This window comes from Janthinobacterium sp. NFX145 (assembly GCF_049810325.1).
In the GTDB taxonomy this organism is placed as follows: Bacteria; Pseudomonadota; Gammaproteobacteria; order Burkholderiales; family Burkholderiaceae_D; genus Janthinobacterium; species Janthinobacterium rivuli.
Genome location: NZ_CP187360.1, coordinates 4,192,844 through 4,212,334, shown reverse-complemented (window position 1 = coordinate 4,212,334; position 19,491 = coordinate 4,192,844). Strand labels below are relative to the sequence as shown.

The window sequence follows — 19,491 nt, the reverse complement described above, 5'->3', positions numbered from 1 at the left end:
TTCTCTTCTGAGTGTCTTATGGGTAAGGTCAGCCGGCCGTATTTTACCGCGCCGTGCGGCTTAGCGGGTTGTTGTATCGGCAAGTCCGGGGCGAAATTGCTAAAAATCAATAACGCAGCAAACGCCGCATCACCATCGGCGCCGGTTCGGCGGGGTTGGCGTGCGAATATTCCAGTTCTTCGGCCAGATCGAATTCGAAGGCCGCATAAAAATCGATCAGCTTGCGCTGGTCGCGCCGCACGGCCAGGCGCAATTCCTCGGCCTGGCACGACAGGCCGTGATGAATGATGGCTTCGAGCAAATGCTGCGAAACGTGGCTGCCCCGGTAGGCGGGCAGCACGCCCATGCGTGAAATCTTCCAGATGGCGGGGTCGCTGTCGAGTGGCATCCAGCGCAGCGAACCGGCTGGAATGTCGTCGATCAGCAACAGAAAACCGCCGCCGTGGCGCAATTGCTCTTCCACTTGCTGCGCCGTCTCGTGGTGTCCACTGGACGAGGCAGCCACCTTGCCGGCCCACGCGGCGCGGGTCAGCTCGGCCATCAGCTGTGCATCGGCATTCGTTGCTTCGCGCACCACGATATTCATCATCGGTCCTTGTGCTGGCTTAACGGATGCGCATGCCAGGTTCGGCGCCCGGCCACGGGTTCAGGATGTAGATGCCTGGATTGGCCTTCTCGTCGGCGCTCGATGCGGCCATGACCATGCCTTCCGAAATGCCGAACTTCATCTTGCGCGGCGCCAGATTGGCCACCAGCACCGTCAGCTTGCCGACCAGTTCTTCCGGCTGGTAAGCCGAGCGGATGCCCGAGAATACGTTACGCAAACGGCCTTCGCCCGCATCGAGGGTCAGGCGCAGCAGCTTGTCGGAACCGTCGACCAGTTCGCAATTGACGATTTTCGCGATGCGCAAGTCGACCTTGAGGAAGTCATCGATCTTGATCTCGGGCGCCAGTTCCTCGATGGCGGTAGCGGCGGCAGCTGCAGGCGCTGCGGCGTCATTCGCGGCGTCGCCGGCCGGCGCGGCAATGGCGGCGGCAGCTTGTGGCGCGTCAAACAGCGCTTCGATCATCTTCGCATCCATGCGCGTCATCAAGTGGCTGTAGGCGCCGATGGTGCGGCCCAGCATGCTGTTCGAGACGGCGTCGCCGAACACTTGCGTGTCGGCCCAAGTAAATTCTGCGTCGTTGAGGAACGAGGCCACGTTCTTGGCCACGCCCGGCAGTACCGGAGACAGCAAAATCGTCAGCTGACGGAACAGGATCAGGGCCGTGGTGCACACGTCGTGCAGTTCGGCTGTTTTTTCCGCATCCTTGGCCAAAATCCACGGCTTGTTTTCATCGACATACTGGTTGGTGATGTCGGCGATTTCCATGATTTCGCGCAAGGCCTTGCCGAATTCGCGGTTTTCAAAGTGCGCGGCGATGCTGGCCTGGCGCTCGACGATGACGCCGTTGACGTCCACCGTCAGCGCGCGGTTGATCCAGCTTTGCGCGCCTTCCGACAGCGTCGACGCCAGCTTGCCGTCGAAACGCTTGGCGATGAAGCCGGCGCAGCGGCTGGCGATGTTCACGTACTTTCCGATCAGGTCGCTGTTCACGCGGGCAACAAAATCTTCGCCGTTGAAGTCCAGGTCTTCCACTTTCGAGTTCAGCTTGAAGGCGATGTAGTAGCGCAGCCATTCCGGGTTCATGCCCAGATCCAGGTAGCGCAGCGGCGAGATGCCCGTGCCGCGCGACTTCGACATCTTTTCGTTGTTGACCGTCAGGAAGCCGTGCACATTGACTTTCAGTTTGTCGATCACCGGGTGATTGGCGAACTTCAGCATGGCGGGCCAGAACAGCAAATGGAAGGAAACGATGTCCTTGCCGATGAAGTGGATCTGTTCCGTCGACGGGTCGTTCAGGAAGGCGTCGAAATCGATGCCTTTCTTGTCGCAATAGTTTTTCAGGCTGGCCAGGTAACCGACGGGCGCATCCATCCACACATAGAAGAATTTACCCGGTGCATCAGGAATCGGGATGCCGAAGTAGGGCGCATCGCGCGAAATATCCCAGTCGGCCAGCTTTTCACCGGCTTCGCCCAGCCATTCGCTGACCTTGTTGACCATTTCCGGCTGCAGGCGGCCTGGCGTATTCAGCCAGCTTTTCAAGAATTCGAAGCAGCGCGGGTCGGACAGCTTGAAGAAATACTGTTCCGACGGCTTCATCACGGGCGTCGCGTTGGTAAACACGGAGAATGGATTGACCAGGTCGGTCGGCTGGTAGGCCGCGCCGCACACTTCGCAATTGTCGCCGTACTGGTTCTTGGCGCCGCATTTCGGGCATTCGCCCTTGATGTTGCGGTCGGCCAGGAACATGCCTTTCACCGGGTCGAAGAAGCGGTCGACGGTTTTCGTGACGATCAGGCCCGTATCGCGCAGCTTGCGGTAGATCGATTGCGACAGGTCGACGTTTTCCGGCGAATCGGTCGAATACCAGTTGTCGAAGGCGATATGGAACCCGTCGAGGTACTGGGCGCGGCCGGCGGCGATGTTGGCGACGAATTGCTGCGGCGTGATGCCTTCCTTTTCGGCGGCGATCATGATGGGTGTGCCATGCGTATCGTCGGCGCCCACAAAGTGCACTTCACGGCCGGCTGCGCCATCGCGTTGCATTCGCTGGAACCGGACCCAGATATCAGCCTGGATGTATTCCATGATGTGGCCAATGTGAAAAGCGGCGTTTGCGTAAGGCAGGGCAGTGGTGACGAACAGCTTGCGAGTCATGATTGATGCACTTTTGGGATGGATAATAGGACATTTTAACAGCGGAAAGCCAATATGAGCAGATGCAGCGCCGGCAAGTGATGCTTTTGCCGCCATCGCGCCATGCAAATTTGCGCTAGACTGCGCGTATTGCACATATGTAGTACACACGGAGATTTACATGAGCATCACAGTAGAAGACGTCAAGGCCGCGCTGGCCCAGGTTATTGATCCAAATACACATAAAGATTTCGTTTCCAGCAAAACCGTCAAGAATCTGAAGGTCGATGGCGATGATATTTCCCTCGACATCGAACTGGGCTACCCCGCCAAAAGCCAGATCGACCTGATCCGCAAATCCGTGCTGGCCGCCCTGCGCGTGCTGCCGGGCGTGGGCAACGTCAGCGTTGGCGTGTCGTCGAAAATCATTTCGCACACGGTGCAGCGCGGCTTGAAGCCGATGAGCAACGTGAAAAACATCATCGCCGTCGCTTCCGGCAAGGGCGGCGTGGGTAAATCGACCACGGCCGTCAACCTGGCCCTGGCTCTGGCGGCTGAAGGCGCCACCGTCGGCATGCTGGACGCCGACATCTATGGCCCGTCGCAACCGATGATGCTGGGCATCAGCGGCCAGCCAAAAACGCTCGACGGCAAGAGCATGGAGCCGATGGAAAACCACGGCCTGCAAGTGTCGTCGATCGGCTTCATGATCGATCCGGACGAGCCGATGGTGTGGCGCGGCCCGATGGTCACGCAAGCCTTGCAGCAATTGCTGGACCAGACCAACTGGCGCGACCTCGATTACCTGATCGTCGACATGCCGCCAGGCACGGGCGACATCCAGTTGACCCTGTCGCAGAAAGTGCCCGTCACGGGCGCCGTCATCGTCACGACGCCGCAGGATATCGCGCTGCTGGACGCGCGCAAGGGCTTGAAAATGTTCGAGAAGGTCGGCATTCCTATCCTGGGCGTGGTGGAAAACATGAGCACGCACATCTGCTCGAACTGCGGCCATGCGGAAGAAATCTTCGGCGCCGGCGGCGGCTCGAAGATGTGCGCGGACTTTGGCGTGGAATTCCTCGGCGCCTTGCCGCTGACCATGGCGATTCGCCAGCAGACGGATTCGGGCACGCCGACCGTCGTGGCCGAGCCGGAAGGTCCCGTCGCCGTCATCTACAAGCAGATCGCCCGCACCATCGCCATCAAGGTGGCGGAAAAAGCGAAGGACATGACCAGCAAGTTCCCGAGTATCGTGATCAAGAACGATTGATCGATAGCCAGCTTAAGGCCAAGGCAAAGACTGGGGTCGAACCCTCAGGGTTCGACCCCGGCTCTTCATGGGTTAACAATCCTGCGCCATGGTCGCCAGGAATATGGTTTCATGCAGTCTGTGTTGTTATCAAACAAGAGGAGACATCATGCAATTGACCACCGTATTCCTGCGCCAGGCCGCAGTCCTGGTCGCCGGCAGCCTGCTGGCCGCCAGCGCTTTCGCCCAATCCGTCTCGTTCGTCGAGCCAGTCGATGGCGCGACGGTGACGAGCCCGTTCAAAGTGAAATTTGCCGTTAGCGGCATGGACGTCAAGCCGGCCGGCGACATGACGGTCAAGACGGGCCACCATCATCTGCTCATCAATATGGGGCCGATGAAGACGGGCGAGATGATACCCATGGATGACAAGCACTTGCATTTCGGCAAAGGACAAACGGAAACGGACGTCACCTTGCCGCCGGGCCAGTACACGCTCACCATGCAGTTTGCCAATGGCGCGCACCAGTCGTATGGGCCGGAGTTGAGCAAAAGCATCAAGGTGACGGTCAAGTAAGTCAGGCAGATTGTCTGTTGCGGCATAAGGCCGGGTTCCAGCGATGGAACCTGGCCTTTTTTATATTGTTGCCTCTTGTCATTATTGTGTCATATAGTCGGCGTATGCTGACCGGTGGCCTAACTTTTGATGAGCGGATATGACGAAACATTTCTCCCTTTCCCGGCAACTGGCGCAGGCGCTGTTGCTGGTCGCTGGCGTGGCGGCGTGCCAGGCGCATGCGGCCAAGGCAGTTCCCAATGCTGCGACGCAGCCGAAGCTGGTCGTCGTGCTGGTAGTGGACGGCTTGCCGCAGGAACAGGTGACGCGCTACCGCGACCAGTTCGGCCAGGGCGGTTTCCGCCGCCTGCTGGAGCAGGGCGCGTGGTTCAGCGATGCGCACCAGGCGCATGGCATCACGGTCACGGCCATCGGCCATTCGGCCGTGCTGTCGGGCGCCTATCCTTACCAGCATGGCGTGATCGGCAATAACTGGATCGACCCCGTCACGAAAAAATCCGTGTACTGCACCGAGGATGGCAATTTCCATTACATCGGCGAAGAGACGCAGCCAGATGACGGCACGGCGCCGACGAAACTGCGCGTGAGCACCCTGGGCGACGAGCTGCGCTATTCCACGGGCGACAAGTCCAAGGTCGTCACGGTGTCGGGCAAGGACCGCGGCGCCATCCTGCTGGCCGGGAAAACGGGCACGGCGTACATGTACATGGAAAAGACGGGCAATTTCGCCAGCAGCACCTACTATATGCAGCAGCATCCGCAATGGGTGCAGCGCTACCAGGCCGCCAAGCCGCAGGACCGCTACTATGGCAAGAGCTGGACGCCGCTGCTGGCCGATTCGGCCTATGTCAATGATGCCCGCGATGACATCGTGGCGGCCAAGCCGGGCACGCGCAACACCTTCCCGTTCGCCTATTACAGCGACAGCGGCAAGCTCGATGGCGAGTACTACAGCCGCCTGAAATCCGGCCCCTTCCTCGACGAGCTGACCCTGGAATTCGCCCGCGCCGCCATCGATGGCGAGAGCCTGGGCCGCAACCCGGCCGGCGTGCCCGATATCCTCGGCGTGAGCTTGTCCGCGCACGACTATGTGAATCACGCCTACGGCCCGGAAAGCAAGATGTCGCACGACCACCTGCAGCGCCTGGACCGCATGCTGGCCGGTTTCTTTCTTGATCTCGATAAAAAAGTCGGCATGGACAACGTGCTCGTGGTGCTGACGGCCGACCATGGCTTTGCCAACGTGCCGGAATTTGCCGAAACGCGCGGCTTCTCCGCCAAGCGCATCGATGGCGCCAAACTGGTCGATGCTTTGAACCAGCACCTGGCGACAAGCCTGGGCATCGACAAGCTGGTGACGACGTCATCGCTGCCGAATATCTACCTCGATTACGCGCTGGCGGAAAAGAACGGCATCCATCGCGCCGCGCTGGAAGACGCGGCGGCCCGCTTCCTGCTGCAGCAGGACGGCATGGCGCAAGTCTACACGCGCACGCAGATGGAAACGGGGGCCGTCGCCACGCGCATGGACACCCTGATGCGCCGCGCCTGGAACCGCCAGCTGTCGGGCGACCTGATGCTGGTGACAAAACCGGCCTGGTACTTCGGCAAGGGCAGCGGCGGCACGTCGCACGGCACGCCGTACACGTATGACACCAACGTCCCGCTGATGGTCTTCGGCCCCCGCTGGATCAAGCCGGGCGCCTACGGCCAGTATGCGGAAGTGGTCGATATCGCGCCGACCTTGGCCCACCTGCTGCGCATACGCCAGCCGTCGGCGTCGGAAGGGCGGGTGTTGACGGAGGCGGTGCGCTAACGATGTTGGCTTGTGGTGTTGTCGGCTTACGCGCTGCGCGCTAAGCCGACCTACATTGGCCTTGTGGTGGGCATAGAGCGTAGGTCGGATTAGCGGGGCAAAGCCCCGCGTAATCCGACAACAGTGTTGGCAAAACAGCTTACAGCAGCCAGTCTATCGGCAGCACCGACAAAATCGCCACCCCCATGCGCTTCCACACGCTGGTGCCCGGTTCCGTGTCGTAGCGCGTGGTGGCGCCGCTGGCGTCGCGGGCGATCCAGTACAGCGCGCCGTCGTCGCCCAGCAGCACCTGGTAGGCGCGCTGCGGGATCGTGGTTCGCATGGCTAGACCCAGCTGGCTGGCCAGCGCGGGGCTGTCGATGACGAGGCCCATTTCCGTGTTCAATTCGATCGAGCGCGGATCGAAGTTGAACGAGCCGACGAAGACGCGCTGGTCATCGACGGCAAAGGTTTTCGCATGCAGGCTCGATGCGGAGCTGCCGAAGCGGCCCGTCTGTTCGCGCGCATCGCCGCGTTCCCACGAGCGGCGCGACTCGTACAGCAGCACGCCCGCTTCCAGCAGCGGTTTCCTCCACTTCGCATAGCCCGCATGCACGGCCGCCACGTCGGTCGCTTCCAGCGCATTCGTCAGGATGCGCACGCCCACGCCTTTTCTTGCCAGGTCGGCAAAGGCTTGCGTGCCGGCTTTGCCGGGCACGAAATACGGCGACACCAGGTCCACTTCCTTTTCCGGCACACCGAGCAGGTTTTGCAGCTTGTCCGCCACGCCCGTGCCGGGCCTGGCCTGGTCCAGCACCTTGGCCGGGTCGTCGCTGACCATGCGCGTCCTGGCCCATTCGAAGGGCAGGGTGCGTTCCATCATCTGCTTGACGAAGGGCGAGGTGCGCAGCGCCTGCACGTATTCCTCGGCTGCCTTGGTGTCGTCGATGCGGTCCGCCTCGGCGGCGATGGTGGCCGCGTCGCCCTCGACAGGGCTGGTCAGCAGCAGCCTGGCCGGGTAGGCCGAGGCGCTGTTCCAGTAGCGGTCGAAATCGTGCGAGACATCGTCGACGACGGGGCCGATGGCCAGCACGTCCAGGTCGGCGAACAGCACGTCGCCGGCCGCGCCAAAATATTCATCGCCCACATTGCGCCCGCCGACGATGGTGGCCTGGTTATCGGCCGTGAACGATTTATTGTGCATGCGCCGGTTGAGGCGGGAAAAGTCCGTGGCAAAGGCCAGCGCGCGCGGAGTGCGGGGCACGAAGGGATTGAACAGGCGGATTTCCAGATTCTGCTGCTTGCCCAGCATCGTCAGGGTCTGGTCCAGCCCCGCCGTGTTGTTATCGTCGAGCAGCAGGCGCACGCGCACGCCCCGTTCTGCCGCCTGGCGCAGGGCGTCGAACAGCAGGGTACCCGTGATGTCCTTGTGCCAGATGTAGTACTGCACGTCCAGGCTGCGCTGGGCGGCGGCGGCCAACAGGGCGCGCGCGGCAAAGGCGTCGCGTCCGTCCACCAGCGGATAAATGCCGGACACGCCCGGATGCTGCGCCACCATGGGGGCAATGGCCGTGGCCAGTTGGGTGTGCTTTGTGTCGTCAATGACGGTGGAGGGAATGCGGCTTTCCAGCGACGGCAGCGAAGCGCAGCCGGCGAGGATGGCGGACAGCAGCAGGGGCAGCAGAGGCAGTAGAAAAACGCCGCTGCGGCGGACAAGGGTGGTGGCGGGCATGGCGGGCTTTCATCGAGTTGCCCCGATGTTAGCAGATGCGCATGCCCGCACGCGGCGCGGTTTTAGAGTTGTTCCAGTGCGATCAGCTCGGCCACCGTCTGGCGGCGGCGGATCAAGCGGGACTGCTCGCCATCGACCAGGTATTCGGCCGCATGCGGACGGCTGTTGTAGTTCGACGACATCGACGCGCCATACGCGCCCGCGCCTTCGAAGACGACGTAGTCGCCCACCTGCGCTGCAGGCAGAAGGCGTGTTTCCACCACGCCGCCATCGCGCTGGGTAAACACGTCGCCCGATTCGCACAGGGGGCCGCCGACCACGGTGGCGTGCTGCGTGTCCAGTGCCCGGCCGTCATGCGCGATGACCGACATTTCATGGTAGCTGCCGTACATGGCGGGGCGCATCAGTTCATTGAAACCTGTATCGAGCAAGGTGAAATGGTTGCCGCCCATTTGCTTGGTGGCGCGCACTTCGGCCACCAGCAGGCCCGCGTCGGCCACGAGGAAGCGGCCCGGTTCGATTTCCAGGTGCACGCGATGGCCCAGGTGCGCCTCGATCTGCTTGCGCGCCGCGTCCCACAGCTGGAAGTAGTGGTCCGTGTCGACGGGCTGCTCGCCTTCGCGGTAAGGCACGGACAGGCCGCCGCCCGTGGAAATGGCTTCGATGTCGTGGCCCATGTTCTTGACCAGGTCGACCATGGTGCCGCAGACGGTTTCCAGGTGGCTGTAGTCGACGCCCGAGCCGATGTGCATGTGCAGGCCCACCAGGTGCAGGCCATGCGCGCGGATGACGGCCAGCGCCTCCGGCAGCTCTTCATGCCAGATACCGTGCTTGCTGTTTTCGCCGCCCGTATTGGTCTTGTTGCTGTGGCCATGGCCATAGCCGGGATTGATGCGCAGCCAGACGCGGTGGCCGGGCGACACAGGGCCCAGCTGGCGCAGCATGTCGACGGAGCCGCAATTGACTTCGATCTTTGCCGCCGCCACGCGCGCGAGGGTGGCGCGGTCGAACAGGTCGCACGTAAACACCACGCCGGCGGCGCCATTCGTTTGCGCCGGCGTAAAGCCTGCCTGCAGCGCGCGCTCGATCTCGCCCAGCGAGACGGCATCCACGTGCACGCCCGCTTCGCGCATCAGGGTGAGCAGATGGATGTTCGAATTGGCCTTTTGCGCGAAGCGCACGGTGTCGAACTGCGCCAGTTGGGCCACGCGTGCGCGGATGGTGGCCGCGTCATACACCCACAATGGCGTGCCGTGTTCCTGGGCGAGTTGGGCGAGGGTGGCGTCTGGCACTGGTTTCATGGTGGTTGTCTTTGTCATGTGATGGGTGGCGTCCGAGGTGGTGTCGGATTGCGCGGGCTTTGCCCGCTAATCCGACCTACGATGCTGGCCATGATGCCGCTTTTTAGGCTAAACATAAAATATCCATTTACGCTGACCTTATTCATTTATGATATGGACATGACTATCTCCTTGCGCCATATCGAAGTCTTCCGCGCCATCATGACGACGGGCAGCGTGACGGCCGCCGCCCCCATGCTGCACACGTCGCAGCCCACCGTCAGCCGCGAGCTGGCGCGCCTCGAGCACTTGACGGGCCTCACCCTGTTCGAGCGCGAGCGGGGGCGTTTGCGTCCGACGGCCCAGGCGCTGCAACTGTTCGAGGAAGTGCAGCGCGCGTATTTCGGCCTGGAGCGCATCGTCAGCACGGCGGCAGCCTTGCGCCAGTTCGACCAGGGCCAGTTGTCGATCGCCTGCCTGCCCGTGTTTTCCCAGTCCCTGCTGCCGCAGGCGTGCAAACGCTTCGTCGCCGATTTTCCCAAGGTGAGCATCAGCATCACGCCGCAGGAGTCGCCGCTGCTGGAAGAGTGGCTGTCGGCGCAGCGCCACGACATCGGCCTGACGGAAGTGGGCAATGCGCCGCCGGGCACCGCGCTCGATACCTTGATGTCCGTCGATGAAGTGTGCGTGCTGCCCGATGGCCATGCGCTCGCAAGTAAAACCGTGCTCCAGCCGGCGGACTTCGCGGGCCAGCCTTTCATTAGCCTGGCCGCCGTGGACCCTTACCGCCAGCAGATCGACGCCATTTTCGCGCAGGCCTGCGTGGAGCGGCGCATGGCGCTCGACACCCACAGCGCCGCCTCCGTCTGCGCGATGGTGCGCGAAGGCGTGGGGCTGGCCATCGTCAATCCGCTCACGGCCCTCGATTATGCGAGGCAGGGCTTGCAGATCCGCCGCTTTGCCGTGTCCTTGCCGTTCACGGTGAATCTCGTGAAACCTTTGCACCGGCCCCTGTCGCAACTGGTCGCCCTGTTCGAGCAGGCGCTGCATGCGCAGGCGGAAGAAGTAAAAAGGCGGCTGCTGGCACTATAAGACAAGCCCCTTGAAGGACCGGGGTCAGACCCTCAGGGTCTGACCCCAGCGTTCGTGGTGGGGTTTGCCTTAGGGCTTTGCTTAGGTAGTAAAATGGCGTTTTACTTATTCAAGCCTGACTACTTCGATGACCACAACCGCTACTCCCGTCCGTACCCGTTTCGCTCCCAGCCCGACCGGCTATCTGCACCTGGGCGGCGCCCGCACCGCTTTATATAGCTGGGCGTATGCCCGCCACTTCGGCGGCACTTTCGTGCTGCGCATCGAAGACACGGACGTGGAGCGTTCCACGCCGGAAGCCGTGCAAGCCATCATCGAAGGCATGAAGTGGCTGGGCCTGGACCACGACGAAGGCCCGTTCTACCAGATGCAGCGCATGGACCGCTACCGCGAAGTGGTGGCGCAGATGCTGCTTGAGGGCACGGCATATCACTGCTACTCGTCGCCGGAAGAAGTCGAAGCGATGCGCGAACGCATGCGCGCCGCCGGCGAAAAGCCCCGCTACGACGGCACCTGGCGCCCGGAGCCGGGCAAGACCCTGCCGGCCATTCCTGCCGACCGCAAGCCCGTCGTGCGCTTCAAGAATCCGCTCGATGGCGACGTGACGTGGGACGACGTGGTCAAGGGCACGATCACGATTTCGAACCGCGAGCTGGACGACCTGGTGATCGCCCGCCCTGACGGCACGCCAACGTACAACTTCTGCGTGGCCGTCGATGACTGGGACATGCAGATCACCCACGTGATCCGCGGCGACGACCATGTCAACAACACCCCGCGCCAGATCAATATCCTGCGCGCCATCGGCGCACCGCTGCCGCTGTACGGCCACCTGCCGATGATTTTGGGTGCGGACGGCGAGAAACTGTCGAAGCGCCACGGCGCCGTCAGCGTGATGGATTACCCGGCGCAGGGCTTCCTGCCGGAAGCGATGCTGAACTACCTGGCGCGCCTGGGCTGGAGCCATGGCGACGATGAAGTGTTCTCGACCGAGCAGTTCTGCGAGTGGTTCAACCTGAACCACCTGTCGAAATCGGCGGCCCAGTTCAACAATGAAAAACTGGCCTGGCTGAACAACCACTATATCAAGCAAGCCGATAACACGCGCCTGGCCGACCTGGCGCGTCCGCAAATGGCCGCCGCCGGCGCCGTCTTCGAAGGCGCGCCGGACCTGGCGCAAGTGCTGGGCATGATGAAAGAGCGCGCCAATACCATCAATGAACTGGCTGCCGCCTCGATGCTGTTCTTCCGCGCGCCGCAGCCGGAAGCGGAACTGGCGACGCAGCACATCACGGATGCCATCAAGCCCGTGCTGGCGCAGTTTGCCGAGCGTATCGCCACGGTGGAGTGGAGCAAGGAAGCCGTCGCCGCCATGATCAAGGAAGTGCTGGCCGCCAACACCATCAAGATGCCGCTGCTGGCCATGCCTTTGCGTTTGATTTTGACGGGCCAGCTGCAGACGCCTGCCATCGACCAGGTAGTGGTGATCTTCGGCCGTGAAACCGTGCTGGCGCGCCTGGCAAAGTGGCTGTAATCGCCGCGATGAAATACGCGTAAAAATACGGTGCGGAAACCGCCCCTATGAAAAGTTGCTCATAGACGAAAAAGGGTATTTGCAGAGTGAAACTTCTTTGCTATACTCTTGTTTCTGCACCAACGGGGGTATAGCTCAGCTGGGAGAGCGCTTGCATGGCATGCAAGAGGTCAGCGGTTCGATCCCGCTTACCTCCACCAGCAGCAATGATGTTGCTTGTTGAAGTGGTGCAGATGTTGTTTGGAAGTTCCGCGGTCCCCATCGTCTAGAGGCCTAGGACATCACCCTTTCACGGTGAGTACAGGGGTTCGAATCCCCTTGGGGACGCCAGGTAGTTGTGGTATAGTAGTGGCAGTTGTTTGTACTGATTGTTGTAAGTTCAGGCCCGTAAAAAACGGAATCTGGATGGAAAGCAAGTAGTGGAACAAAGTCGCCAAGTGCGGCTTTTATTATTTCTGCGCCCGGGGGGTATAGCTCAGCTGGGAGAGCGCTTGCATGGCATGCAAGAGGTCAGCGGTTCGATCCCGCTTACCTCCACCAACAGCGCAGAAGTAAAGTAGCAAACTGTAGTGCCGAGGTCCCCATCGTCTAGAGGCCTAGGACATCACCCTTTCACGGTGAGTACAGGGGTTCGAATCCCCTTGGGGACGCCAGTTCAGACTGGTGTTGTAGTAAAGAAGTAGCAGTGTTTCTGCGCCCGGGGGGTATAGCTCAGCTGGGAGAGCGCTTGCATGGCATGCAAGAGGTCAGCGGTTCGATCCCGCTTACCTCCACCAACAGCGCAGAAACAGGTAGTGAATAAATCAAAGTCGCCTAGAGCGGCTTTTTTTATTTTGGCGAAGTATTTCCGCCATACCCTTGGGGGAATATGGCTAAGCTGTTAGCGCGCTTGCATGGCATGCAAGAGGTCAGCGATTGGCTCCCGCAAACCTCTGCCAACAGCGCAGAAATCACACAGTAGTCAAAGTCGCCTCGAGCGGCTTTTTTTTCGTCCGTTTATTAATCGTCATATCCCTCGGCTCAGGGCGTAGGTCGGATTAGCGCAGCGTAATCCGACAACACCGTCGACCTAAATCAACATCGATATTCATGCCGAGCCGCTTATGCGGCTTTTTTTTACGCCTGCTGAAATTACAATAACGCAGTATTTCCATATCGCACGCGCATCTTCTGCCCCATAGGGAGATCTGTGCAAATAAGATGGAAAATAAAACCCCCGGCAGTTGATTTCGTGAATCGCTTCGTGTTAAACTTCGCGCACGCTTTTTTGAGGGGCTAAGCAAAGCCTTCAACGAAGAGTCCGCTGAGAGTAAAGCCAGCACAGGTCCCCATCGTCTAGAGGCCTAGGACATCACCCTTTCACGGTGAGTACAGGGGTTCGAATCCCCTTGGGGACGCCAGGATTTAGTTGTAAAGTAAGAGAGCAGTGCTGAACGGGCCTGACAAGTCAGGCTTTTTTTGTTTCTGTCATATTGCTGCAGTACCGGGTCAGGATGCAAAGTAGCGCATTCAGGACAGATTTCTGTCCCCATCGTCTAGAGGCCTAGGACATCACCCTTTCACGGTGAGTACAGGGGTTCGAATCCCCTTGGGGACGCCAGATTCGCGTAGTAATAAGGTCGGGATGCAAAGCAGCGCATCCAGGACAGATTTTCTGTCCCCATCGTCTAGAGGCCTAGGACATCACCCTTTCACGGTGAGTACAGGGGTTCGAATCCCCTTGGGGACGCCAGACCGGCTGAATCAGCCAACAAAAAAGCCGCCTGGTAACAGCGCGGCTTTTTTGTTATGGGCCGCCATGCCAACGTTTTTCTCTTTCCCTTGCATATGCCATTACCCACCGATCGAGCAGCATCTCTGGCCATCTTCTGCAAAGTCGTCGACAACTATGGCGATATCGGCATTTGCTGGCGCCTCGCGCGGCAGTTGAGCGGCGAGCACGGCGTGGTCGTTACCCTGTGGGTCGATGATTTACCGAGTTTCCAGCGCATCTGTCCTGAAGTCGATGCGGCGGCCGAAGCGCAGCGCATCTCGGGCGTCATGATCCGCCATTGGCGCGGCCAGGATGGCGTGTTTGCGCCCGCCGATATCGCCGACATCGTCATCGAGTTTTTTGCCTGCGACATTCCGCCCGGCTATATTGCCGCCATGGCGCAGTGCGCGCCGCAGCCCGTGTGGCTGAACCTGGAAGGCTTGACGGCGGAAGAGTGGGTCGAAGGCTGCCATGCGCTGACGTCGCCGCGCCACGGCATGATCAAGCATTTCTTCTTCCCCGGTTTTACCAATAAAACGGGCGGCTTGCTGCGCGAGGCGGCGCTCGATGAAAAAAGGCTGGCATTCCAGGCTGATGCCGGCGTCATGGCGGCATTCCTGGGGCAATTCGGCGTGAGTCCGGCGGAAATGTCTGCCTTGAAGGTATCGCTGTTCTGCTACCCGTCCGCTTCCGTCGCCGAGCTGTTTGGCGTGTGGCAGGCGGGCAGCGAACCCGTGACGTGCCTGGTGCCGGAAGGCGTCGCGTTCGATGCCGTTCAGGCCTTTATCGGCGATGATGCGGCGGTGGCCGGTGCGGCGCGCACGCGCGGCGCGCTCACCGTGCGCGTGCTGCCGTTCGTGCCGCAAGACGATTACGACCGTCTGCTGTGGGCTTGCGACGTCAATCTCGTGCGCGGCGAAGATTCCTTCGTGCGCGCGCAATGGGCCGGCCAGCCGTTTCTCTGGCATATCTATGTGCAGGATGAAAACTTGCATCACGTGAAATTGCGAGCCTTCCTGCAGCGCTATGCGATGGACGCGGACGGCGCCATCGACAGCCTGGTGCAAGCGGCGCTGGCCTGGAATGGCGCCAGCGCGGATGCCTTGCCGTGGGCGCAGCTGTGGCCCGCATTGCAGGCCGATCTGCCGCGCATCCGGGCGCGCGCGCAGGCCTGGCAGCGGCAGATGCAGGCTAATGGCGATCTGGCAAGTAAGCTGCTGGCGTTCGCTGGCGCGACGAGATAGGCGCTTGCCAAAAATTAAGGTAAAATGCCCGGTTATTTCTAACGTATTTTTAACCGATCAAACGCAAGCTTGCGGCGCTGATGGCGCACAGGCGGCAGATGGTCTTCATGCAACCCACTTTTTACGTACATTCCTATGAAACCCGCAAAAGAAATTCGTGTTGGCAATATCATCATGGTCGACAGCAAGCCAATGATCGTGTTGCGTTCTGATGTCAACGGTTCGAGCCGCACGGGCTTCACCTACAAATGGAAGATGAAAAATCTTCTGACGAACACCCCGATGGAAAACGTGTTCCGCGGCGACGACAAGTTCGACGTTGTTGTTCTGGATAAAAAGCCAGTGACGTATTCGTACTTCGCCGACCCGCTGTTCGTGTTCATGGACACCGAGTACAACCAGTACGAAATCGAAGAAGAAAACCTGGGCGAAGCGCTGAACTACCTGAAAGATGGCATGGAATGCGAAGCCATTTTCTACGACGGCAAAGCGATCTCCGTTGAACTGCCTACGACCATCGCCCGTCAAGTGGTGTACTCGGAGCCAGCGGTCAAGGGCAACACCTCGGGCAACGTCCTGAAAGAAGCCAAGATCGAAAACGCCATCGACGCACATCGCCACACCGTGCAAGTGCCGCTGTTCGTGGCGCAGGACGACGTCATCGAAATCGACACCCGTACCAACGAATACAAGCGTGTCGTACGCAACTGATTTTCCCCAGTGCCAAATCATCAAGAAACGCTGCCTTCGGGCAGCGTTTTTTTTTTGCTTAAAAAATAATTCCCGTTGACAACAATTGTGTTGCAAGGACTGCTATGCTATGGCTAGAACATTATTGCGGCAGAAACATTGAAGTTTCCTGGAGATACCATGCAGCGCAGTCAGATGTTACGCGGTGGCGCGTCGCGTCCCGTATTGGCCCGTGCCACGGCGCCCGCCAGTCCCATGGCCCATCTGCTCGATGCGGGCGTCTTGCCGCAACAGCAGATGATGCAGGCAGGCAAACTCAGTTCGCATGCGCTGACGTCGCAGTACCTGGGGCGCATCCGCTCCCTGTGCAGCATCGGCGCGCGCGCCTATCCCGGCATTGAAATCAATCCCGATGCGCTGAAAATTGCCCTGGAAATGGACCGCGAACGGCAAGTGCACAAGGTGCGCGGTCCCTTGCATGGCATTCCCGTCGTCCTGCGCGACAATATCGCCACGGGCGACCGCATGAAGACGCGCACGCAGTCACCGCTGGCCACGCATGCCGGCTGCGATTCCTTCGTGGCGGCGCGCCTGCGCGCGGCCGGCGCCGTCATCATCGGCAAAAGCAATTTGCGCCAGTGGGCCGCCGTCAGCGTGCCGCATGCCACTGCCAGCTGGGCCGGACTGACCATCCTGGCCGTCGACAGCGCGGCGGACGGCTCCATCGTCGCGCCTGCTTCAAACTGCGGCCTGGTCGCCATCAAGCCCACGGGCAGGACTGCCGCGGGGCAGGGCGGTGAGCCAGCCACGGCCGGACCGATGGCGCCCAGCGTGCGTGAGGCGGCCTGGCTGCTTGCAGCCTTGAGCGGCGAGCGCCTGGCCGATGGTGTGGTGCTCGATACTGCCGGCTTGCATGGGCGCCGCATCGGCGTGGCGCGCAGCCTGTTCGGCCAGTGTGCCGGGACCGATGCCGTGATCGGGCAGGCGCTGCTGGCGTTGCGCGAACAGGGCGCGCAACTGATCGAGATCCCGGCCGCGCCCGTGCCTGGCGGCATCGAAGCGTTGCTGTGCTCGCATGGTTTCGATGCGCTGGTGGGGCCTACCTGTCATGGCGTGGCGCAGGCGCCGTCGGCCTTGCCGCATATCACGGTGCCGGCCGGCGTGGCCGGCGGCGCGCCGGTCGGCTTGTCCTTCATCGGTCCTGCTCACGGTGACATGCAGCTCATTGCGATGGCGTACGCCTACGAGCAGGCGACCTTGCACCGGCGCACGCCGGCGCTGCCGTCGAGCATTACCCTGGCGCTGCGCCTGCCATGATGATTCTTTTCGTTTTCTTGCGATAAATTATGCTTGCAATCTTGCTGCTGAGCGCGGCCGTGGCCGCCACCCCGACTCCTTTCGACGCCACGCAATTGTCTGGCAGCTGGTCCGACAGCGTGAATACGAATAGTGTGTGCGAAGAAGCGCGGCACTTTACGCGCATGCAGCTGTCTGACGATCATCAGCGGCTGGCGATCTTCAATGACCGGACGTGGAAAAGCAAGCTGGGTGAAACCAACCGCTTTGCCGCGACCGTGGTGGCGGAAACGGAGCATAGCTTGACGTTGCGCTATGACAATGAAACCCGTGTCAATGCCGCTGGCAAGCTGGTGGAATGGCAGTTGATCATTGTCGCGCCTGGCGTGTACCGCTGGCGCGAGACGGGCTGGGCGGAAGGCAAGGTCAACGGGGTCGTCGGCATCCGCTGTTCTCCCTGAGGCCGCTGCGCAAGCATGCCATTCTGCTATGCTGCACCCATTATTGGATGCTTTTAGGAGATTGCATGTCCGCACGTTTGCTCTTACCCCTGTTCCTTGGCGCCGCCGTGACGCTGGCCACCATGCCGGCGCAAGCGCGTACGCCCAAACTGTCGCTGATCGAGCAGGCGCAAAGCTGCGATGGCGGCCCTGCCTGCCCGTATTTCCCCGACGTCTACAAGTCTGACTACGCCTTTCGCCAGGCCTTCAATATCGGCCTGAAAAAGGCCGGCCTGAAGCGGCAGCGCTGGGTGCCCGATGGCGTGGCCAGTCCGCTCAAGCCCGTCGAGATCGACGGCAAGGCGCGTCTGCTGAGCAGTGTCTGCGAGCCGCACAATTGCGGCCACCGCTATTCTATTTTGTACGATCCGGCCCAGCGCAGCATGACGGGCGTGTACGTGGGCAGCGATGCCAAGGGCGAACCGCGCACCGTGTATTTCGGCGAGCCCAGCATCGCTGAGGCCGACTTGCTGTACAAGAACTGATGCACGCGCCACTACACATTTCCAGCGAGCGCGGCGAACTGGACGTGCCCATGATCCACCGCTACCTGAGCGAGCAATCGTACTGGAAGCGCGGCGTGGCGATTGAAACCGTGCGCAAGGGGATCGCCAACGCCCTGTGCTTCGGCGGCTACGTGGACGGCCAGCAAGTGGCGTTCGCCAGGGTCATCACCGACTACACGGATTTTGCCTACCTGCGCGACGTGTTCGTGCTGCCGCCATACCAGGGGCGGGGCTATGGCAAGCAGATGGTGGCCGCCGTGCTCGGCGACGAGCGCTTGCGCGAGGTCGCCTGGATGCTGGGGACCGATGATGCGCATGGCCTGTATGCGGGCTTTGGTTTTGCGCCACTCGAGGCGCCGCACAAATACATGCGCCGCCCCGCGCCATAATGGTTATTAAATTAATAGTTGATTCCAGGATAACCATTAATATTGTTGCATGAGATTAATGTTGCCTTGATAATGACAACATGTCATTATGCGCGCTGTGCTGCGATTGCGTAGCCGTACTTTGCTGGTGTTTTGCCTTGCCATCGCCATGCGGTGAGGGCGAGCTCAATGAGCGGTCTGTCTGGTCGTCCCCTGGTACGTTTTCTCGACTATTTAAAGGAATACATCATGAAACAATATGGCGCCGAATTTCTCGGCACGTTCTGGCTGGTCCTGGGCGGTTGCGGCAGCGCCGTGCTGGCCGCCGCCTTTCCCGGCCTCGGCATCGGCTTTGTCGGCGTGGCGCTGGCGTTTGGCCTGACGGTGCTGACCATGGCTTACGCCATCGGCCACATCTCGGGCTGTCACCTGAATCCCGCCGTCTCGATCGGCCTGTGGGCTGGCGGCCGTTTTCCCGCCAATAAACTTTTGCCGTACATCATCGCGCAAGTGCTGGGCGCCATCGTGGCCGGCGGCGTGCTGTACGTGATCGCCAGCGGCCAGGCCGGCTTCGATGTCAGCAAGGGCTTTGCCTCGAACGGCTTCGGCGCCCATTCGCCGGGCGGCTATTCGATGCTGTCGGCCCTGGTCATTGAAATCGTGCTGACGATGTTCTTCCTGATCGTCATCCTGGGCGCCACCGACAAGCGCGCGCCGGCCGGCTTCGCCCCGCTGCCGATCGGCCTGGCGCTGACGCTGATCCATTTGATCAGCATTCCCGTCACCAATACCTCCGTCAACCCGGCCCGCAGCACGGGCGTGGCCCTGTACGTGGGCGACTGGGCCACCAGCCAGCTGTGGCTGTTCTGGCTGGCACCGATCATCGGGGCCTTGCTGGGCGCGCTGGCTTACCGCCTGATCGCTGGCGAAAAAGAGTAGGCCGGTTTAGACCGCAGGGCGTAAGCCGACAATGCCGGCAACGCAGCTTGTCGGCTTACGCGCGGCTTTGCCACGCTAAGCCGACCTACGCGGCTGGCCTACCGCCTGATTGCCGGCGAAAAAGAGTAGGTCGGCTTAGCCCGCAGGGCGTAAGCCGACAATTGCCGGCAAAGCACTTGACGAAAGCAGCCC

At 61.0% G+C, this 19,491-nt stretch carries 16 protein-coding genes and 8 tRNA genes; 20 read left to right on the top strand and 4 right to left on the bottom strand.

Annotated features, from left to right (window positions below):
* Nucleotides 1–106: 106 nt before the first annotated feature.
* The gene (locus tag ACPJXG_RS18775; RefSeq protein WP_034778216.1) at nucleotides 107–586 is read right to left on the bottom strand and encodes a GNAT family N-acetyltransferase; all 480 of its coding nucleotides are present in this window, start codon (nucleotides 584–586) and stop codon (nucleotides 107–109) included.
* A 19-nt stretch (nucleotides 587–605) separates the two neighbouring features.
* Complete coding sequence (gene metG, locus ACPJXG_RS18770; protein ID WP_099402711.1) at nucleotides 606–2,765, bottom strand: methionine--tRNA ligase; 2,160 nt, start codon at nucleotides 2,763–2,765, stop codon at nucleotides 606–608.
* A 160-nt stretch (nucleotides 2,766–2,925) separates the two neighbouring features.
* On the opposite strand from metG, the gene apbC reads away from it, so the two are divergent.
* The 3 genes from apbC to ACPJXG_RS18755 all read left to right on the top strand — a co-directional run bounded on the left by apbC (nucleotide 2,926) and on the right by ACPJXG_RS18755 (nucleotide 6,386).
* Nucleotides 2,926–4,014: an iron-sulfur cluster carrier protein ApbC gene (gene apbC, locus ACPJXG_RS18765; protein ID WP_278318404.1), complete on the top strand. Its 1,089-nt coding sequence runs from the start codon at nucleotides 2,926–2,928 to the stop codon at nucleotides 4,012–4,014.
* A gap of 148 nt (nucleotides 4,015–4,162) precedes the next feature.
* Entirely contained in the window at nucleotides 4,163–4,570 is a 408-nt protein-coding gene (locus ACPJXG_RS18760) for a DUF4399 domain-containing protein (RefSeq protein ID WP_099402712.1), read from the top strand.
* Between the two features lie 139 nt (nucleotides 4,571–4,709).
* On the top strand, nucleotides 4,710–6,386 hold the full coding sequence (locus tag ACPJXG_RS18755) for an alkaline phosphatase family protein (protein ID WP_425251977.1): 1,677 nt from the start codon (nucleotides 4,710–4,712) through the stop codon (nucleotides 6,384–6,386).
* A gap of 139 nt (nucleotides 6,387–6,525) precedes the next feature.
* On the opposite strand, the gene ACPJXG_RS18750 is transcribed toward ACPJXG_RS18755, so the two are convergent.
* Nucleotides 6,526–8,097 (bottom strand): phospholipase D family protein, encoded by a 1,572-nt coding sequence (locus ACPJXG_RS18750; protein WP_425251976.1) that lies wholly within the window; start codon nucleotides 8,095–8,097, stop codon nucleotides 6,526–6,528.
* A gap of 62 nt (nucleotides 8,098–8,159) precedes the next feature.
* The gene (gene lysA / locus ACPJXG_RS18745; RefSeq protein ID WP_425251975.1) at nucleotides 8,160–9,398 is read right to left on the bottom strand and encodes a diaminopimelate decarboxylase; all 1,239 of its coding nucleotides are present in this window, start codon (nucleotides 9,396–9,398) and stop codon (nucleotides 8,160–8,162) included.
* 159 nt (nucleotides 9,399–9,557) lie between these two features.
* Between lysA and ACPJXG_RS18740 the strand changes: the two genes are divergently transcribed.
* The 17 genes from ACPJXG_RS18740 (at nucleotide 9,558) to aqpZ (ending at nucleotide 19,299) form a co-directional block, all read left to right on the top strand.
* Entirely contained in the window at nucleotides 9,558–10,469 is a 912-nt protein-coding gene (locus ACPJXG_RS18740; protein WP_425251974.1) for a LysR family transcriptional regulator, read from the top strand.
* Nucleotides 10,470–10,596: 127 nt separating this feature from the next.
* Nucleotides 10,597–12,003 (top strand): glutamate--tRNA ligase, encoded by a 1,407-nt coding sequence (gene gltX / locus ACPJXG_RS18735; RefSeq protein ID WP_425251973.1) that lies wholly within the window; start codon nucleotides 10,597–10,599, stop codon nucleotides 12,001–12,003.
* A gap of 124 nt (nucleotides 12,004–12,127) precedes the next feature.
* Nucleotides 12,128–12,203, top strand: a tRNA-Ala gene (locus ACPJXG_RS18730).
* Nucleotides 12,204–12,257: 54 nt separating this feature from the next.
* Nucleotides 12,258–12,333, top strand: a tRNA-Glu gene (locus ACPJXG_RS18725).
* A 134-nt stretch (nucleotides 12,334–12,467) separates the two neighbouring features.
* A tRNA-Ala gene (locus ACPJXG_RS18720) sits at nucleotides 12,468–12,543 on the top strand.
* Between the two features lie 37 nt (nucleotides 12,544–12,580).
* Nucleotides 12,581–12,656 (top strand) — tRNA-Glu (locus ACPJXG_RS18715).
* 47 nt (nucleotides 12,657–12,703) lie between these two features.
* A tRNA-Ala gene (locus ACPJXG_RS18710) sits at nucleotides 12,704–12,779 on the top strand.
* Nucleotides 12,780–13,327: 548 nt separating this feature from the next.
* Nucleotides 13,328–13,403 (top strand) — tRNA-Glu (locus tag ACPJXG_RS18705).
* A 124-nt stretch (nucleotides 13,404–13,527) separates the two neighbouring features.
* Nucleotides 13,528–13,603: transfer RNA gene (locus ACPJXG_RS18700), tRNA-Glu, on the top strand.
* A 56-nt stretch (nucleotides 13,604–13,659) separates the two neighbouring features.
* Nucleotides 13,660–13,735 (top strand) — tRNA-Glu (locus ACPJXG_RS18695).
* A gap of 95 nt (nucleotides 13,736–13,830) precedes the next feature.
* On the top strand, nucleotides 13,831–15,000 hold the full coding sequence (earP, locus tag ACPJXG_RS18690) for an elongation factor P maturation arginine rhamnosyltransferase EarP (protein WP_425251972.1): 1,170 nt from the start codon (nucleotides 13,831–13,833) through the stop codon (nucleotides 14,998–15,000).
* Nucleotides 15,001–15,135: 135 nt separating this feature from the next.
* Nucleotides 15,136–15,711 (top strand): elongation factor P, encoded by a 576-nt coding sequence (locus ACPJXG_RS18685; RefSeq protein WP_034758247.1) that lies wholly within the window; start codon nucleotides 15,136–15,138, stop codon nucleotides 15,709–15,711.
* Between the two features lie 159 nt (nucleotides 15,712–15,870).
* Nucleotides 15,871–17,007, top strand: a complete 1,137-nt coding sequence (locus tag ACPJXG_RS18680) for an amidase family protein (RefSeq protein WP_051958244.1) — start codon at nucleotides 15,871–15,873, stop codon at nucleotides 17,005–17,007.
* 29 nt (nucleotides 17,008–17,036) lie between these two features.
* Nucleotides 17,037–17,447, top strand: a complete 411-nt coding sequence (locus ACPJXG_RS18675) for a hypothetical protein (RefSeq protein ID WP_035817293.1) — start codon at nucleotides 17,037–17,039, stop codon at nucleotides 17,445–17,447.
* Nucleotides 17,448–17,512: 65 nt separating this feature from the next.
* A complete protein-coding gene (locus ACPJXG_RS18670) occupies nucleotides 17,513–17,971 on the top strand; it encodes an Ivy family c-type lysozyme inhibitor (protein WP_425251971.1) in 459 nt (152 codons plus the stop codon).
* Nucleotides 17,971–18,381, top strand: coding sequence for a GNAT family N-acetyltransferase (locus ACPJXG_RS18665; RefSeq protein WP_425251970.1), 411 nt, complete (start codon nucleotides 17,971–17,973; stop codon nucleotides 18,379–18,381). The genes ACPJXG_RS18670 and ACPJXG_RS18665 overlap by 1 nt, the downstream gene beginning before the upstream one ends.
* A 228-nt stretch (nucleotides 18,382–18,609) precedes the next feature.
* Nucleotides 18,610–19,299: an aquaporin Z gene (aqpZ, locus tag ACPJXG_RS18660; RefSeq protein WP_035817302.1), complete on the top strand. Its 690-nt coding sequence runs from the start codon at nucleotides 18,610–18,612 to the stop codon at nucleotides 19,297–19,299.
* Nucleotides 19,300–19,491: the final 192 nt, after the last annotated feature.

What these genes read in the sequence shown, in the direction of transcription:
- ACPJXG_RS18775 (WP_034778216.1), bottom strand. Translation starts at nt 586, where the DNA reads ATGAATATCGTGGTGCGCGAAGCAACGAATGCCGATGCACAGCTGATG.
- ACPJXG_RS18685 (WP_034758247.1), top strand. Translation starts at nt 15,136, where the DNA reads ATGAAACCCGCAAAAGAAATTCGTGTTGGCAATATCATCATGGTCGAC.
- lysA (WP_425251975.1), bottom strand. Translation starts at nt 9,398, where the DNA reads ATGAAACCAGTGCCAGACGCCACCCTCGCCCAACTCGCCCAGGAACAC.
- ACPJXG_RS18755 (WP_425251977.1), top strand. Translation starts at nt 4,710, where the DNA reads ATGACGAAACATTTCTCCCTTTCCCGGCAACTGGCGCAGGCGCTGTTG.
- gltX (WP_425251973.1), top strand. Translation starts at nt 10,597, where the DNA reads ATGACCACAACCGCTACTCCCGTCCGTACCCGTTTCGCTCCCAGCCCG.
- metG (WP_099402711.1), bottom strand. Translation starts at nt 2,765, where the DNA reads ATGACTCGCAAGCTGTTCGTCACCACTGCCCTGCCTTACGCAAACGCC.
- apbC (WP_278318404.1), top strand. Translation starts at nt 2,926, where the DNA reads ATGAGCATCACAGTAGAAGACGTCAAGGCCGCGCTGGCCCAGGTTATT.
- aqpZ (WP_035817302.1), top strand. Translation starts at nt 18,610, where the DNA reads ATGAAACAATATGGCGCCGAATTTCTCGGCACGTTCTGGCTGGTCCTG.
- ACPJXG_RS18670 (WP_425251971.1), top strand. Translation starts at nt 17,513, where the DNA reads ATGTCCGCACGTTTGCTCTTACCCCTGTTCCTTGGCGCCGCCGTGACG.
- ACPJXG_RS18750 (WP_425251976.1), bottom strand. Translation starts at nt 8,097, where the DNA reads ATGCCCGCCACCACCCTTGTCCGCCGCAGCGGCGTTTTTCTACTGCCT.
- ACPJXG_RS18740 (WP_425251974.1), top strand. Translation starts at nt 9,558, where the DNA reads ATGACTATCTCCTTGCGCCATATCGAAGTCTTCCGCGCCATCATGACG.
- ACPJXG_RS18680 (WP_051958244.1), top strand. Translation starts at nt 15,871, where the DNA reads ATGCAGCGCAGTCAGATGTTACGCGGTGGCGCGTCGCGTCCCGTATTG.
- ACPJXG_RS18760 (WP_099402712.1), top strand. Translation starts at nt 4,163, where the DNA reads ATGCAATTGACCACCGTATTCCTGCGCCAGGCCGCAGTCCTGGTCGCC.
- ACPJXG_RS18665 (WP_425251970.1), top strand. Translation starts at nt 17,971, where the DNA reads ATGCACGCGCCACTACACATTTCCAGCGAGCGCGGCGAACTGGACGTG.
- ACPJXG_RS18675 (WP_035817293.1), top strand. Translation starts at nt 17,037, where the DNA reads ATGCTTGCAATCTTGCTGCTGAGCGCGGCCGTGGCCGCCACCCCGACT.
- earP (WP_425251972.1), top strand. Translation starts at nt 13,831, where the DNA reads ATGCCATTACCCACCGATCGAGCAGCATCTCTGGCCATCTTCTGCAAA.